This is a genomic window from Streptomyces sp. NPDC088785 (assembly GCF_044750685.1).
In the GTDB taxonomy this organism is placed as follows: Bacteria; Actinomycetota; Actinomycetes; order Streptomycetales; family Streptomycetaceae; genus Streptomyces.
In genome coordinates this window covers 885,119-900,410 of sequence record NZ_JBIVKH010000001.1, presented here as the reverse complement: position 1 = coordinate 900,410, position 15,292 = coordinate 885,119, and the positions used below count along the sequence as shown (strand labels likewise).

Sequence of the window (15,292 nt, the reverse complement as noted above, 5' to 3'; positions counted from 1 at the left end):
CCGCCCCTCAAGGGGACCGGAGGTCGAGCCGCAGCATGGCCTCCTCGTCCGGGGAACCGGCCGGCGCCTGGTACGTCACCAGGCGCTGGCCGCCGGTCCTGGCCAGCCGCATGACCTCGTACGTCAAGGTCATCGTGCCCGCCTTGGGGTGGGCGAAGGTCTTGGTGCCGCCGCTGCGCTCGTCCACGTCGTAGCGGCCCCAGATGCGGGTGAACTCCGGCGACTTGAGCAGCAGTTCACCCACCAGCGCGGTCAGCCGCGGATCGTCCGGGTCGCCGCCCGCGATGGCCCGCAGATGAGCCACCGACTTGATCACCGTCTCCTCCCACGGCACGTACAGCTCGCGGCCGGCCGGGTGCAGGAAGAGGTAGCGGGTGATGCTGCGCCGCTCGGCCGGCCAGTCCCACAGGCCGGGCAGCAGCCTGCGGCCCGGCGGGTTCGCGGCGAGCATGACGTTGTAGCGGTTGACGACGTACGCGGGCAGCGGCCGCAGCGCCTCCAGCATGGTCAGCACCGACGGGCGCACCGTGTCGTCGTCGGTGGGGCGCGGCTCGTCGGCGGAGTCGGCGGTCCGGCCCGAGGCCAGCTCGGCCAGCTCGTGCAGCCGCTCGTAGGCGTCGCCGCGCAGCCGCAGCGCGCGGCCGATGGCGTCGATCACCGCCGTCGACGGGTTGGTCTCGCGGCCCCGCTCCAGACGCGTGTAGTAGTCCACGCTCACGCCGGAGAGCGTCGCCAGCTCCTCGCGGCGCAGGCCCGGGGTACGGCGCAGTCCGGTGCCCGCGGGCAGGCCGGCGTCTGCGGGGGTGACCTGGGCCCTGCGGGCCCGCAGGTAGCGGCCAAGTTCCGTGGTTTCAGGCATGTGTTCCATTGTCCACGGCCGCCCGGCGCCGTGCGGGGGTGTGTCAGGGCCAGGAACGCCGCGCCCCGGTGAAGCGCGGCCTGCCACCTGCGCGCCGCCGCCCCCACAGTGGTGGTCGTAGCGAGTGGCCGGGGGCCTCGGGCCCAGGGAGTGCGTGTCACAGGGCCGCGGCCCGGGGTCCCCGCCCACTCGCCCGTACCGACCGGCCGATCCGACCGGCCCGACCTGGAGGCCCGCGTGACCACCGCCACCGTCACCACCACCACCGCCACCACCACCCGTGTGGCGCCCGCCGCCGAGGCCGCACCCGGCCACCGGCCGCCCGCCGTCCTCGCGCTGATCGCCGCGCTGCTCGGCTTCACCGTCATCACCATCGACGTCTCGGCCGTGAACATCGCGCTGCCCGCCGTCGGGGCCTCGCTGCACGGTGGCATGACCGGCCTCCAGTGGGTCGTCGACGCGTACACGCTGCTCTTCGCCGGGCTGATGCTGTCGGCCGGCGCCCTCGCCGACCGAGCCGGGGCCCGGCGCGCCTACGCCTTCGGGGCCGGCCTGTTCACCCTCGCCTCCCTGGCCTGCGGGCTCGCCCCCGGCATCGGGACGCTCGTCGCGGCGCGCGTGGTGCAGGGCGCGGCGGCCGCCGTCGTCATGCCCGCCTCGCTGTCCCTGATCCGGCAGGCCTACGACGACGCGCGGCACCGGGCGCGGGCCATCGCGCTGTGGACCGTCGGCGGGTCCGTCGCCATGGCGGCCGGTCCCGTGCTCGGCGGGGCGCTCACCGAAACCGTCGGCTGGCGGGCCGTGTTCTTCCTCAACCTGCCCGTCGGCGCCGCCATCCTGGCCCTGCTCGTCAAGGTCGCGCCGTCGCCGCGCCGGCCCGCCCCGATCGACGTCCCCGGGCAGATCGCCGCCGTACTCACGCTCGCCGGGCTCACCTTCGCCGTGATCGAGGGCGGCCACGCGGGCTGGACCTCGGCGCCGGTGCTCGGCTCGCTCGGGGTCGCCGTGCTCGCCGCCGTCGCCTTCCGCGCCGTCGAGAAGCGGCACCGGGCGCCCGTGGTGCCGCCGGCCATGCTGCGCGACCGCACCGTCGCCGTCTCGCTCGCCGTCGGCTTCGCCGTCAACCTCGCCTTCTACGGCCTGGTCTTCCTCCTCGGGCTCTACCTCCAGCAGGCGCGCGGGATGTCGGCCCTGGGGGCCGGTCTGGTCTTCGTCCCGCTCGCCGTGCTCATCACCTCCACGAACCTGGTGTCCCCGCGCGTCGCCGAGCGCATCGGGCGGCGGCCCGTCATCGTCATCGGCCAACTCGTCCTGGCCCTGGCCATGTTCGTCCTGCTGCCGCTCGACACCGGTACGCCGATGTGGCTCGTGCTGCTGCTCCTGGTGCCGAGCGGGCTCGGCGGAGCGTTCGCGGTGCCCGCGCTGACGGCACTGCTGATGGACGCGGTGCCGGGGCCGCGGGCCGGGATCGCGTCCGGGCTGCTGAACGCTCTGCGGCAGACCGGTGGGGCGCTGGCCGTGGCGCTGTTCGGGTCGCTCGTGGCGGGGGCCGGGTTCTCGTTGCCGGGGATGCGGGTCAGTCTGATCATCGCGGGTTGCGTCCTCCTGACCACCGCAACCCTCTCCCACACCACTCTCCACCCCCGCCCCTAGCCCCGAGACTGGCCGCGCGGTTCCCCGCGCCTCTGGGTGGTCGGTCGTCTGCGGCCCGGTGGGGGCTGGTCGCGCAGTTCCCCGCGCCCCTGAGATGCGCACTGCGTGCGCCATCTCATCAGGAGAGGCGCCCCACCGTCTCGCTTCCCGGGAGAGGCGCCCCACCGTCTCGCTTCCCAGGAGGGGCGCGCCACCGTCCGCCTCTCAGTGGAGGCGCGCGCAGCGCAGCCTCTGGGGGAGGCTGCGCGCAGCGCATGCCTCAGGGGCGCGGGGAACTGCGCGAGAAGCGGCCACCGGCCCGCAGGCGGAGTGCGACCCAGGGGCGCGGGGAACTGCGCGATCAGCCACGACGGTGGCGCGCGTGACGAACTGCCCAGGGGCGCGGGGAACTGCGCGAGAAGAGGCCACCGGCCCGCAGGCGGAGTGCGACCCAGGGGCGCGGGGAACTGCGCGAGAGGCGGCCACCGGCCCGCGGACGACGAACCACCCAGGGGCGCGGGGAACTGCGCGACCAGCCACCACCGTGGCGCGCGTGACCTACCGGGATCAGGCGCCCCGGGCGTAGCGGCCGGGCGGTACGCCCACCACGCGTTTGAAGTGCCGGGTCAGATGGGACTGGTCGTAGAAGCCGACCGCGGGCGCGACCTCACCGGCAGGCCGCCCGGCAAGAAGCAACCGCCGGGCCCGATCGACCCGCCGAGCCATCAGGTACTGATGCGGAGCGATCCCGTACGCGGCACTGAACGACCGCACCAGATGAGCCGGATGCACCTGGAGCACCCCGGCGGCCTCCCCCAGCTCCACCCCGCCCACCACCCGCGCGTCCAGCAACTGCCGCAACCGGTCGGCGACCCGCCGGTCCGGCGCGGGCCGGGCCCCGGCACCGGAGGCCGGCCGCAACCGCTCCCGGAGCCGCTCACCGACGAGAGCCAGCCGCGCCGCCGCCTCCAGCTCGTCCCCGGGCCGCCCCAGCACGGTGTGCAACTGCCCGATCCGCCGCCGCAGCAGCGGATCGACCAGATCGGGCGCGTCGGCGGCGGCCCCGACGAACGAGCTGTCCAGGGGACCGTCGTCGGAGGCGTCGAGATACAGGACCCGCTTGCGGAAGCCGTCCGGCGTGGCGGCGGACCCGTTGTGCGCGACCCCGGGCGGCAGCAGCGAGACCGTGCCGAGCGGCGTGCCGTGCTCGTGCCGCTCCAGGTCGTAGCGGACCGCACCCTCGTCGACGATCAGCAGCGTCCAGGTGTCGTGGACGTGCATCGGATAGGAGTGCCGCGTGAAGTGGGCGTGGAAGACCTCCGCGACGCCCTTCACCTCGGGGCGCCACGCGGTGATCCGGTCCGGATCGGCCTCGCGTCCCGCCATGCAAAGAACGTACAAGACGGGCCCCCGCCCCGCGCGGCAGTCTCACGGCATGAGCACCGAACACGCCCACGGCACCGCCGACGCCCCCGTCCGCTTCGACACCAAGATCGCCGTGCTGCTCCGGGACGACCTGGAGACCTGGCAGCGGCTGAACGTCACCGCGTTCCTGGTGAGCGGCCTCGGCACGCAGCACCCCGAGGTGATCGGGGAGCCGTACGAGGACGCCGACGCCACCCCGTACCTGCCGATGCTCCGCCAGCCGGTGCTGGTCTTCGAGGGCGGCAAGGAGACGCTGACCTCGGCGCACGGCAAGGCGCTCGGGCGCGGGCTGCCGCGCGCCGTGTTCACCTCGGACCTGTTCACGACGGGCAACGACCGCGACAACCGGGCGGCCGTGCGCGCCGTCGCCACGGACGCCCTCGACCTGGTGGGCCTCGCGGTGTACGGGCCCAGGAACGCCGTCGACAAGATCCTCAAGGGCGCGCGCATGCACCCGTGAAGACGAAGACACCGTCGAGGCGGAAAGGCAGGAGCCCCGCTGCCGTGAGGCGCGGGGCTCCTTGGGTACTGCTCTAGGTTCCGGATCAGGTCACGACTGGCACCTGCCAGGCGACCTCAGCGATCGGAAAGATCACATGGGGGTGACGTTCTCCGCCTGCGGGCCCTTCGGACCCTGCGTGACGTCGAAGCTGACGGCCTGGTTCTCCTCGAGGGAGCGGAAGCCGTTCGCGTTGATCGCCGAGTAGTGGACGAAGACGTCCGGGCCGCCACCCTCCTGGGCGATGAAGCCGAAGCCCTTTTCAGCGTTGAACCACTTCACGGTTCCGGTAGCCATAAGCCCTCCTATGGGCCAAAGGGTCGCCCTGCTCCAGAACCTGCAAATGCGCTTGCGAACAACTGCAAAAGTCTGAATACGACGAGAGCCCGCGGTCACATGCTCCGCAGGCTCTGTACTGCAAGGGAAACCAAACTGCAACTTGCGGCGAGCCTAGCACGCAGGCAGCCGAACGCAATAGAGGGCAAGATCACGTCACCCACAGGTTTGACGCGAGCCCGATTCGGGTTGACGGAACCCGCCCGGGGGCCCGGAGCCTGCACCGTATCCCATGGGGTCTAGCCTCGCGATGTGGACAATTCTCCCGAGACTCCCCAGGCCGCGCGGCGCACCCGTCCGCGCGTGGGCCACATCCAGTTCCTGAACTGCATGCCCCTGTACTGGGGCCTGGCCAGGACCGGTTCGCTCCTCGACTTCGAGCTCACGAAGGACACCCCGGAGAAGCTCAGCGAGCAGCTGGTGCAGGGCGGTCTGGACATCGGTCCGATCACCCTCGTCGAATTCCTCAAGGCCGCCGACGACCTGGTGGCCTTCCCCGATCTGGCCGTCGGCTGCGACGGCCCCGTCATGTCCTGCGTGATCGTGTCGCAGGTCCCCCTCGACCAGCTGGACGGGCGGCGGGTCGCGCTCGGCTCGACGTCCCGCACGTCGGTGCGCCTCGCCCAGCTCCTGCTCGCCGAACGCGTCGGCGTGTCGCCCGAGTACTACTCCTGCCCGCCGGACCTCGGCCTGATGATGCAGGACGCCGAGGCGGCCGTCCTCATCGGTGACGCCGCGCTGCGCGCCAACCTGCACGACGGGCCGCGGCTCGGCCTCCAGGTGCACGACCTGGGCGCCATGTGGAAGGAGTGGACGGGGCTGCCGTTCGTCTTCGCCGTGTGGGCCGCGCGCCGCGAGTACGCGGAGCGGGAGCCGGAGATCACCCGCAAGGTGCACGAGGCGTTCCTGGCCTCGCGCGACCTCTCCCTCGACGAGGTCGCCAAGGTCGCCGAGCAGGCGGCCCGCTGGGAGGCCTTCGACGAGACGGTCCTTGAGGAGTACTTCACGACCCTCGACTTCCGCTTCGGCCCGGCGCAGCTGGAAGGCGTCACGGAGTTCGCGCGGCGGGTCGGGGAGACCACCGGATTTCCCAAGGACGTGAAGGTCGAACTCCTCGGCCGGTGATCCCGCGGGCGCCCGCCGGAATTCCACGGTGAGCTTTGCGTGGAATTCCGGTGAACCCGGAGAAAACCACCCGGGCCTTTCGTCCGACCGCGGGGCGCATCGCCTCTCGGGGTTCTCCGGAGTTGTCCGCCGCCCCGCGGGGCCGCTGGGGAACCGGGTGGGCGCAACGCCGTACGCGCCGTGCGGCGCAGGGCCTACGCTGCTGGGTGCGTGGCATCCGCGGACCCGGGGGAGGTTCTTCGCATGCAGCCCCTTCAGGCCGACGAGCCGACGACGGTCGGCCCCTACCGCCTCCTGGGCCGGCTCGGGGCCGGCGGCATGGGCCGGGTGTACCTGGGCCGCAGCGCGGGCGGCCGGACCGTCGCCGTGAAGATCGTCCACCCGCACTTCGCGCTCGACGACGAGTTCCGGGCGCGCTTCCGGCGCGAGGTCGCCGCGGCCCGGCGGGTCGGCGGCGCGTGGACCGCGGCGGTGCTCGACGCGGACCCCGAGGCGCCGGTCCCGTGGGTGGCCACCGGGTACGTCGCCGGGCCCGCCCTCGCCCAGGCCGCCGGTCCGGGCCGCGCGCTGCCCGAGCACTCCGTACGGGTCCTGGGCGCCGGGCTCGCCGAGGCGCTGGCGGCCGTGCACGGCCTGGGCCTCGTCCACCGGGACGTCAAGCCGGGCAACGTGCTGCTCACCGTCGACGGACCCCGCCTCATCGACTTCGGCATCGCGCGGGCCAGCGACGGCACCGCGTCCCTCACCTCCACCGGCGTCTCCATCGGCTCGCCCGGCTACATGGCGCCCGAACAGATCCTCGGCAAGGGCGTCACCGGCGCCTCCGACGTGTTCTCGCTGGGCGCCGTCCTCGTGTACGCGGCGACCGGCGAGTCCCCCTTCCCGGGTGACTCCTCGGCCGCGCTGCTCTACAAGGTCGTCCACGAGCAGCCCGAACTGGGCGCCCTGAGCGGCCCGTTGCGCGACCTGGTCGCCGCCTGCCTGGCCAAGACGCCCGCCGACCGGCCCGCCCCCGGCGAGCTGGCGCGCCGGCTCGCCCCCGACGGCGCCGCCGCCCTGGTCGCGGCCGGCTGGCTGCCGGGCGCGCTGGTCGAGCAGGTGATGCGGGACGCGGCCCGGCTCCTCGACATGGAGGGCGCGGACCCGGCCACCGGACCGGTCGGCTTCAGCAGCCCCGCCGTCACCGGTGGCGCGCCGGGCACCTTCGGCCCGCCCGACCCCGCGTACCGGCCCGACCCCGCCCACCCGCCCGACCCCGCGTACCGGCCCGTGCCCGCGCCGCGCGCCGGGACCGCGCCGCAGGACGCCGCGCCGGGGCGGCTGTCGGTGTCGGTGTCGGCGGCCACGGCCCCGGCGACGGCGAACGGGCGGGGCCGCAGGGTCAGCTGCTCGGTCGCGCTGGCCGTGGCGGGGGCGCTGGCCGCGGTCACGGTGGGCGGCGCCCTGGTCCTGGACCTGCTGCCCGGCTCGGGCGACCAGGACCGGTCCGGCGGCGCGGCGGACGGGGCGCGGCCCACGGCGTCCGCGCGGACCTCCGGCTCCCCGCCGGCCGCGACCGCGTCATCGGGACAGCCGTCATCGGGACAGCCGTCACCGGGTCAGTCGTCGTCGGGTCAGTCGTCGTCGGGGCAGCCGTCCGGCGCCGTGCCCGCGTTCTACCTCGGCACCTGGGAGGGCCGGGCCACGGCGCTCGGCATCCAGGCCGACACCTACCGCGTCGAACTGGCCCAGGCGCGCGTCGGCCGCCGTCTCGGCACCGTCACCTCGACCGACCTGACGGGCAACCACTGCGTCGACGAACTCACCCTGAAGTCCGTCACCGCCAAGGAAGTGGTGGCCAGCGGCAGGAAGATCTCCGGCAGCGACTTCACGTGCGCCGACGACCCCAGCACCGTGCACCTCGCCCGCGACGGCGCGGGCCTGCGGTACACCTCGCGCTACCCGGACGCGGGCAACCCCACGGCGGACCTGAAGCGCGTGGGCCGGTGAACGTGCCGCCCACCGGCCTGCTGCCCCTGCTCGCCGCGCTGTGGGGCGCCGCCGCCGGGCTGCTCCTGCCCCGCGCCGCCCACCGCCTCTCCGTCGAACCCGGCGAACCCTGGCGCCCGGCCCGCGGCTGGCTCGGCACCCGGCCGGGCCCGCCCGCGGCACGGACGGCCACCGTCACCGCCGCCGCCTGCGCCCTGCTCGCCGCGGCCACCGACACCCGGCCCGAACTGGGCGCCTGGCTGCTCCTCGCGCCGCCCGCCGTGCTCCTCGCCACCGTCGACTTCGCCGTCCACCGGCTGCCCGACGTGCTCACCCTGCCGTTCGCGGGCGCGGCCCTGCTCGCGCTCGGCGCCGCCGCGCTGCTGCCGGAGCCCGGCGGGTCGTGGCGCGGGGCGGCGCTGGGGGCGCTCGGGCTCGGCACCGGGTACCTGCTGCTGCTCCTCGCCTACCCGCCGGGCCTGGGCATGGGCGACGTGAAACTGGCGCTCGGGCTCGGGGCGGCGCTCGGCTGGTACGGGTGGGGCGTGCTGTTCCTCGGGGCGTTCGCGGGCGTGCTGTTCAACGGCCTGTACGCGCTCGCGCTCGTCGTCGCCCGGCGGGCGGGCCGCAAGACCGAGATCCCGTTCGGCCCCTTCATGATCCTCGGGGCGTTCGCGGGGGTTCTGCTGGGCGCCCTGGCGGCCTGACGTACGCTGAGAATTCAGCTCTACCTCCTCTGAAAGGGGCACGCACGGTGACCGAGAAGGCCGCACTGCAGTCCGTCCTCGACCGTGCCGCCGCCGGCGGGCGCATCACCCCGGAAGAGGCCGTCGAGCTGTACCGGGACGCCCCGCTGCACGCGCTGGGCGCCGCCGCCGACGCGATCCGCCGCCGGAAATACGCGGGCATCGAGCACATCGCCACGTACATCATCGAGCGGAACATCAACTACACGAACGTGTGCGTCACGGCGTGCAAGTTCTGCGCCTTCTACGCGGCCCCGAAGGACACCAAGAAGGGCTGGACCCGCGACCTCGACGACATCCTGCGCCGCTGCGCGGAGACGATCGAGCTGGGCGGCACCCAGATCATGTTCCAGGGCGGCCACCACCCGGACTACGGCGTCGAGTACTACGAGGAGCACTTCTCCGCGATCAAGAAGGCCTACCCCGAGCTGGTCATCCACAGCCTGGGCGCCTCCGAGGTCGAGCACATGGCGCGGATCTCCAAGGTCTCCGTCGAGGAGGCGATCCAGCGCATCCACAGCGCCGGGCTCGACTCCTTCGCGGGCGCCGGCGCCGAGCTGCTGCCGGAGCGCCCCCGCAAGGCCATCGCCCCGCTGAAGGAGTCCGGCGAGCGCTGGCTGGAGATCATGGAGACCGCCCACGGTCTGGGGGTCGAGTCGACCTCCACCATGCTGATGGGCACCGGTGAGACCAACGCCGAGCGCATCGAGCACCTGCGCATGATCCGCGACGTGCAGGACCGGACGGGCGGCTTCCGCGCCTTCATCCCGTACACGTACCAGCCGGAGAACAACCACCTCAAGGGCCGTACGCAGGCCACGCTCTTCGAGTACCTGCGCATGATCGCCATCGCCCGGATCTTCCTGGACAACGTCCAGCACATCCAGGGGTCGTGGCTGACGACGGGCAAGGAGGTCGGCCAGCTGTCCCTGCACTACGGCGCCGACGACCTCGGCTCGATCATGCTGGAGGAGAACGTCGTCTCCTCGGCCGGTGCCAAGCACCGCTCGAACCGCATGGAGATCATCGACCTGATCCGCAAGGCGGGCCGCGTCCCGGCGCAGCGCGCCACCACGTACGAGCACCTGGTCGTGCACGACGACCCGGCGAACGACCCCGTCGACGACCGGGCCTCCTCGCACATCTCGTCCATCGCGATCGAGGGCGGCACGGCGCACCCCGAGCTCAAGCTCGTCTCCACCAACTAGGCGCGGGGCTCCGGCGTGCTGACCCTCCACACCGTCGCCGACGGGTCGTCCGTCCTCGTCGAGGGCGACCGGATCGCGGCGCTCGGCTCCGCCGACGAGCTGGCCGCCGCGCATCCGGGGGCGCGGGTGCGGCGGTGGCCCGGGATCCTCACGCCCGGGCTGCTCAATCCCTACGGCCCGGAGATCCTGGAGCACACGTACCACCCCGATCCGCGCGAGGCCGCCACGTACGGGACCGTGCCGATCGGCGGGGAGCGGGCGCGGGAGATCTTCCGTGGCGAGCCCGCTCGGCTCGGGGCGAGTGCGCGGCGCGGGGTGCAGCGGTTGTTCGGGCACGGGACCGTCGCCGTGGCCGGTGAGTTGCGGGCCAAGGCCGTGCTCGACGTCGCCCAGCGCTCCGGGCTCGTCTTCGCCGGGCGGCCCGACCGGCTCCCCGGGCCCGTCTCCTTCTCCCCGAAGCCGCTGGTGCTGCTGCCCGCCCTCGCCGTGGGCGGGCCGGCCCGTTTCGCGGTCTTCGACGTCGCCGATCGCGCCGAGCTGGTGGCCCGGGGCGCTGCGACGTGTGTCGCCACCGTGATCGCGGGCCGCCTCCTCTTCCGCACCCACTGACCCACCCCGAACAGCCCCCGCGCCTCCGGTCCGCACATCGTCCGCGACTCGCGCCGTGGCTGGTCGCGCAGTTCCCCGCGCCCCTGGTCCGTACATCGTCCGCGGCTCTCGCCGTGGCTGGTCGCGCAGTTCCCCGCGCCCCTGAGGCATGCGCTGCGCGCACCCTCCCCCCGAGGCAGCGCTCCGCGCGCCTCTCCTGGGAGCCAGCCGGACCGCCCCCGACGAGATGCCGCACGCAGTGCGCATCTCAGGGGCGCGGGGAACGGCGCGGGAGGTGGCCACCGGCCCGCGGATGACGAACTGCCTAGGGGCGCGGGGAACTGCGCGGGAGGCGGCCACCGGCCCGCGGATGACGAACTGCCTAGGGGCGCGGGGAACTGCGCGAGAAGCCCCATCGGGTCGCAGTCGACTAACTGCCCAGGGGCGCGGGGAACGGCGCGGGAAGCGGCCACCGGCCCGCAGTCGACGAACTGCCTGGGGGCGCGGGGAACTGCGCGAGAAGTCCCACCGGGTCGCAGTCGACGAACTGCTCAGGGGCGCGGGGCGCGGTCACCGGGGCGCAGGTGGTGTGCGACGGGGGTCACCGGAGCCTGGGGGCGGGGTGGGGGCTGACACAATGGGGGGGTGACCCGTGCATCCCTGGACAAGCAGCCCCGCGAAGTCGCCTCGATGTTCGACGACGTGGCGGAGAAGTACGACCTCACGAACGACGTGCTGTCCCTGGGACAGGCACGGCTGTGGCGGAAGGAAGTGGCCAAGGCCGTCGACGCCCGGCCCGCCCAGAAGATCCTGGACCTGGCGGCCGGCACGGCCACCTCGTCCCAGCCGTTCGCCCGCGCGGGCGCCTACGTCGTCCCCTGCGACTTCTCGCTGGGCATGCTGCGCGTCGGCAAGCAGCGCCACCCCTGGATGCCGTTCACGGCGGGCGACGGCACGAAACTGCCGTTCAAGGACGACACGTTCGACGCGGTGACGATCTCCTTCGGCCTGCGCAACATCCAGGACACCGACGCGGCGCTGCGCGAGCTGTACCGGGTCACCAAGCCCGGCGGCCGCGTCGTCATCTGCGAGTTCAGCCACCCCACGGCGGCCCCCTTCCGCACCGTGTACACCGAGTACCTGATGCGCGCCCTGCCCCCGGTGGCCCGCGCGGTCTCCTCGAACCCGGACGCCTACGTGTACCTGGCGGAGTCCATCCGCGCCTGGCCCACCCAGCCGGAACTGGCCGCCCGGCTCCAGGACGCCGGCTGGACCGGGGTCGCCTGGCGCAACCTGACGGGCGGCATCGTCGCCCTGCACCGGGGCGTCAAGTAGCGGTGGATCTGTAACGGTTCCACCTCACTGAACACGCAGGGCGACGAAGGGAACCGGCGCGGCGGGAAGATGTGTCCGTTGATTGCGTGGTGACGCCTCGTGACGGGGCGGCACCTATGCGTCCACGGATCGGAGCGCCCCATGATGTCGTTCTGCCCGCACTGCGGAGCCGAGGCTCCGGTGGAGGCCCGCTTCTGCATGAGATGCGGGAAGGAGCGCTCACCGCAGTTCCCGCCACCGGCGACCCCGACGGCCCTGGACCAGCCGCTGCCCCCGGTACCGGCCACCCCGCCACCCCCGGCCCGGCCGCCGGCCGACCCCCCGGACACCGCACCGCTCCCGCCACCCCCGCTGCCGCCGCCCGCCCGGCCCCCGGGTCGCACCGGCCCGTCCCCGCTCGGCGCCTTCTTCGGGCGCGCCCTGCGCGGTGACTGGGCCGGCGCCGCGCAGGCCGCGCTGTGGCCCGTGGGGCTGCTGCTCATCGGGGCCGTGGCCCTCGCGGTCCCGGGCTACGGCCAGCGCGCGGACGCCGACGACTTCGTCGGCTTCGGCGACCGGCTGCGGATCGCCCTGACCGCGCTGATGCACGGACTCGGCGGCACCTTCGAGGTGACCGCGGTGGACGGCGGCGGCTCCGCGCCGTTCGACAGCGCCTCGTCCGGCGCGTCGGCGAGCGGCTCGCTCGATCTCTTCATGCCCCCGCTGCTGGTGCCCGTGCTGTGGTGCGTGGCCCTGCTGATCGGCGTACGGATGCTGCGGACGCGTGTGCTCCTCGCGCAGCGGCCCGACGCGTCGTGGGCGCCGCCGCCCGCCCGCACCCTCGGCCCGGAGACCGCCGTGCGGGTCGGGCTGCTCGCGATGGCGGGGACGGTCGTGCTCGGCCTGTTCGGGCAGCCCACGGTCCAGCAGGTGGCGTTCCACACGGCGCCGTTCCTGGTCGCGCTGTGCACCCTGGCGCTCGGCGCGGGCGTCACCGTCGCCGTGTTCCAGCGGGACGACATCGCCCGCTGGCTCGCCGTGCGCCCGGCCGTCCGCGCGGTGAGCCGCGCCCTCGGCTCCGCGGTCCGGGCGATGGCCTGGGTGCTGCCCCTGGTGCTCGTCGCGGCGTTCGTCGTCGGCATCGTCACCGACGACGGACGCGGCGGCGGCGTCGACGACACCACCGACGACGCCACCGACGGCGGCGCCGTCGCCGGCATCGTGCTGCTCGCCCTGTACCTGCCCAACCTCGCGCTGACCGGCCTCGGCTTCGTATGGGGCGCGCCCGCCGAGATCGACCTGCGCGGCACGGGCCTCGGCGGCGGCCGCTACGAGCACGACACGTACGGCCTGGGACAGCTGCGGGACGACGCCGGGACCGGCGCGCTCATCGGCGTACTGGCGTTCGGGCTGGCGCTCGCGCTGCTGGTCGGCGTGCTCATCGCGCGGCGCTCGCGGGACCGGCGCGAGCGGTACCTCGGCGGCGGCCTCTTCGTCGTCCTGCTGCTCGTCCTGGGCGCCGTCAGCGGGTTCTCGGTGCGCACCTCCGGCGGCCTCACCGACGGCTCGGCCCTCGGGCGCACCGGCACGGGCGGCCTGGGCCTGACGGAACTGCTGCTGTTCGGACTGCTGTGGGTGGGCGGCGCCGTCGTCGTCGCGCCCTCCCTGCTGCGGCTCGCGGGGCTCGGCCGGGGACCCGGCGGGGAGGAGGGCGGCGCGACGGCGCCGCCCGCCGCCGACCAGGCCGCCGCCACCGGCGCCCACGAGCTGCCCCCGGTCGGCGACCTCGCCGACGCGCCGACCCGGACCAGCTCCGTCCTGCCGCCCCCGCCGCCGGGCGCCCACGACCCGTACGCCGGCCGTCCCGTCCCGCCGCCGCCCGCGCCCGTCCGCGACGCCCACGGCCGCGCGAGCGTCTGGATCGCCACCCTGCTGGGCGCCTTCGTCATCGGCGGCGGCGCCGTCGCCGGGGTGCTGCTGCTGCGCGACGACGGCGGCGCGGACGACGCCAAGGACGACCTGCCGGTCGCCGCCCGGACCGACCGGCCCCCGTCCGCGGCGCCCCCGGCACCGGCCCCCACCCCGACCGCCGCGCCGGGCTCGCCCACGCCGTCGGCGACGGCGCCCGCGGCGGCGCCCGCCGGCTACCGCCAGGTCGTCGACCCGAAGGGCTTCACCTTCGCGGTGCCCGCGGCGTGGAGCCGGACCGGCGTCAAGAACGGCAGCCAGATCACGTACTCGGGCGGCTCCGACCGCGAGCGGTACCTCGTCGGAGTGATTCCGATGGCGCCCTACACCTCGTACGGGAACTTCCTCAACCTGGAGAAGCACCTCCAGGCGGACCCGAAGAAGACGGGCTACCAGCGGATCCGGCTGGAGCCGAACACCTTCCAGGGCCGGTCGGGCGCCCTCTGGGAGTACACGTACCGGGACGGGAACGGGCGCACGGTCCACGGCATCGACCAGTCGTACATCGCCGCCGACGGCACCGAGTACGCCATCTTCCTCACCGGCGCGGACGCCGACTGGGGGACGCTGGGCGAGACCTACCGGATCGGGCTCGACTCCTGGCGGCTCACCGCCCCGGAGTGAGCGGCGCGCACGGCGCCACCGCGTCCGGCTCGTCCAGTTCGCGGCGCATGCCACCGCCCCGCGGTCCCGGACCGCGGGGCTCGCGCACGCCCGCCCCGCCGCCGCCCTCGCCCTCCCCGAAGTCGAACCAGACCGTGACGGCGGCGTCCCGGGGGATCTCCACGCCGGGCGGCGGGTACTGACGCACCACGTGGTCCACGGCGGCCTCGTCGAGGCCGGGCCGGTCCGCGGGGGCCAGCCGCAGCCCGTACGCCGCCGCCGTGGCCCGCGCGTCGACGGCCATCAGGCCGACGAACGCGGGCACGTGCACTTCCGGTGTCCTGGGCGTCCCGGGTGTCCTGGGCGTGTCCGGCACAGATGTCACCCCCCATGCGGTACCGGAAGGGTAGACCTCCGCACCGCCGCCCGGAAGGCCGTGGACGCGCCCTACAGCGCCAGCCGGAAGCAGTGTCCCTGACGGCCCGTCGGCGTCACGAACGTCTCGGTCAGCTCCATGCCCAGGCGCCGGGTCACCGCGATCGAGCGCGTGTTGAGGGCGTCGACCATCGCCACGACGCTGCCGACGCCCGACGCCCGCAGCCGGTCGACCGTGGTGGTCGCCGCCGCGGTGGCGTAGCCCTTGCCCCAGTACGCGCGCCCGAGCCGCCAGCCGATCTCGATCTCGCCGACCGGGCCCCAGGGGTGCCGCCACGGCTGGGCGCCCGCGAAGCCCATCACCTCGCCCTCCCCGTTCACCAGGGACCACAGGCAGTAGCCCAGTTCGGCGTCGTGCATGCGCTGACGGGCCGTCGCCTCGTGGTGCACGGACAGCTCGGAGGCGGCGGCCCGGCCGCCGAGGAACTCCATGACGTCCGGGTCGTCGAAGACCCGGTGCCAGGCGAAGGCGTCCTCATGGGTGGGGACGCGCAGATCCACGGCGGGAAGAGTTCGGGTCATGGGCTGGCCCTTCGGCTGGGTGATCGGTACCGCTGAATAGACTGCCCATGTCCGTGCCCCGCGG

Annotated in this window: 14 protein-coding genes; 9 read left to right on the top strand and 5 right to left on the bottom strand. The window is 74.3% G+C overall.

All coding sequences use genetic code 11. The annotated features are described in order from the left end of the window. Nucleotides 1–7: 7 nt before the first annotated feature. Nucleotides 8–859, bottom strand: coding sequence for a helix-turn-helix domain-containing protein (locus tag ACIP5K_RS04110; protein ID WP_401404677.1), 852 nt, complete (start codon nucleotides 857–859; stop codon nucleotides 8–10). Between the two features lie 237 nt (nucleotides 860–1,096). Between ACIP5K_RS04110 and ACIP5K_RS04105 the strand changes: the two genes are divergently transcribed. Further along, nucleotides 1,097–2,512: an MFS transporter gene (locus tag ACIP5K_RS04105; protein ID WP_401404675.1), complete on the top strand. Its 1,416-nt coding sequence runs from the start codon at nucleotides 1,097–1,099 to the stop codon at nucleotides 2,510–2,512. A 546-nt stretch (nucleotides 2,513–3,058) separates the two neighbouring features. Here the strand turns inward: ACIP5K_RS04105 and ACIP5K_RS04100 are convergent. After that, nucleotides 3,059–3,877 (bottom strand): AraC family transcriptional regulator, encoded by an 819-nt coding sequence (locus tag ACIP5K_RS04100; RefSeq protein ID WP_401404673.1) that lies wholly within the window; start codon nucleotides 3,875–3,877, stop codon nucleotides 3,059–3,061. A 49-nt stretch (nucleotides 3,878–3,926) separates the two neighbouring features. Here ACIP5K_RS04100 and ACIP5K_RS04095 point away from each other — a divergent pair, with 49 nt between their 5' ends. Continuing rightward, the gene (locus ACIP5K_RS04095; protein WP_401404671.1) at nucleotides 3,927–4,376 is read left to right on the top strand and encodes a DUF2000 family protein; all 450 of its coding nucleotides are present in this window, start codon (nucleotides 3,927–3,929) and stop codon (nucleotides 4,374–4,376) included. A gap of 132 nt (nucleotides 4,377–4,508) precedes the next feature. On the opposite strand, the gene ACIP5K_RS04090 is transcribed toward ACIP5K_RS04095, so the two are convergent. Then, nucleotides 4,509–4,712, bottom strand: a complete 204-nt coding sequence (locus ACIP5K_RS04090; protein ID WP_006138897.1) for a cold-shock protein — start codon at nucleotides 4,710–4,712, stop codon at nucleotides 4,509–4,511. A gap of 291 nt (nucleotides 4,713–5,003) precedes the next feature. Between ACIP5K_RS04090 and ACIP5K_RS04085 the strand changes: the two genes are divergently transcribed. The 7 genes from ACIP5K_RS04085 (at nucleotide 5,004) to ACIP5K_RS04055 (ending at nucleotide 14,292) form a co-directional block, all read left to right on the top strand. Then, nucleotides 5,004–5,876, top strand: a complete 873-nt coding sequence (locus tag ACIP5K_RS04085; protein ID WP_401404668.1) for a menaquinone biosynthetic enzyme MqnA/MqnD family protein — start codon at nucleotides 5,004–5,006, stop codon at nucleotides 5,874–5,876. A 243-nt stretch (nucleotides 5,877–6,119) separates the two neighbouring features. Then, complete coding sequence (locus tag ACIP5K_RS04080) at nucleotides 6,120–7,865, top strand: serine/threonine-protein kinase (protein WP_401404666.1); 1,746 nt, start codon at nucleotides 6,120–6,122, stop codon at nucleotides 7,863–7,865. Continuing rightward, complete coding sequence (locus ACIP5K_RS04075; RefSeq protein WP_401404664.1) at nucleotides 7,862–8,551, top strand: prepilin peptidase; 690 nt, start codon at nucleotides 7,862–7,864, stop codon at nucleotides 8,549–8,551. Before ACIP5K_RS04080 ends, ACIP5K_RS04075 begins: the two co-directional genes overlap by 4 nt. Nucleotides 8,552–8,598: 47 nt before the next feature. Further along, nucleotides 8,599–9,798, top strand: coding sequence for a cyclic dehypoxanthinyl futalosine synthase (gene mqnC, locus ACIP5K_RS04070; RefSeq protein ID WP_401404662.1), 1,200 nt, complete (start codon nucleotides 8,599–8,601; stop codon nucleotides 9,796–9,798). 15 nt (nucleotides 9,799–9,813) lie between these two features. Next, entirely contained in the window at nucleotides 9,814–10,407 is a 594-nt protein-coding gene (locus ACIP5K_RS04065; protein WP_401404660.1) for an imidazolonepropionase-like domain-containing protein, read from the top strand. Between the two features lie 624 nt (nucleotides 10,408–11,031). After that, nucleotides 11,032–11,721, top strand: a complete 690-nt coding sequence (locus tag ACIP5K_RS04060; protein ID WP_401404658.1) for a demethylmenaquinone methyltransferase — start codon at nucleotides 11,032–11,034, stop codon at nucleotides 11,719–11,721. 141 nt (nucleotides 11,722–11,862) lie between these two features. Further along, the gene (locus ACIP5K_RS04055) at nucleotides 11,863–14,292 is read left to right on the top strand and encodes a zinc ribbon domain-containing protein (protein WP_401404656.1); all 2,430 of its coding nucleotides are present in this window, start codon (nucleotides 11,863–11,865) and stop codon (nucleotides 14,290–14,292) included. On the opposite strand, the gene ACIP5K_RS04050 is transcribed toward ACIP5K_RS04055, so the two are convergent. Then, nucleotides 14,276–14,602: a PASTA domain-containing protein gene (locus ACIP5K_RS04050; protein ID WP_401404654.1), complete on the bottom strand. Its 327-nt coding sequence runs from the start codon at nucleotides 14,600–14,602 to the stop codon at nucleotides 14,276–14,278. The two genes, ACIP5K_RS04055 and ACIP5K_RS04050, sit on opposite strands and share 17 nt — an antisense overlap. A 116-nt stretch (nucleotides 14,603–14,718) precedes the next feature. After that, the gene (locus ACIP5K_RS04045) at nucleotides 14,719–15,228 is read right to left on the bottom strand and encodes a GNAT family N-acetyltransferase (RefSeq protein WP_401404652.1); all 510 of its coding nucleotides are present in this window, start codon (nucleotides 15,226–15,228) and stop codon (nucleotides 14,719–14,721) included. Nucleotides 15,229–15,292: the final 64 nt, after the last annotated feature.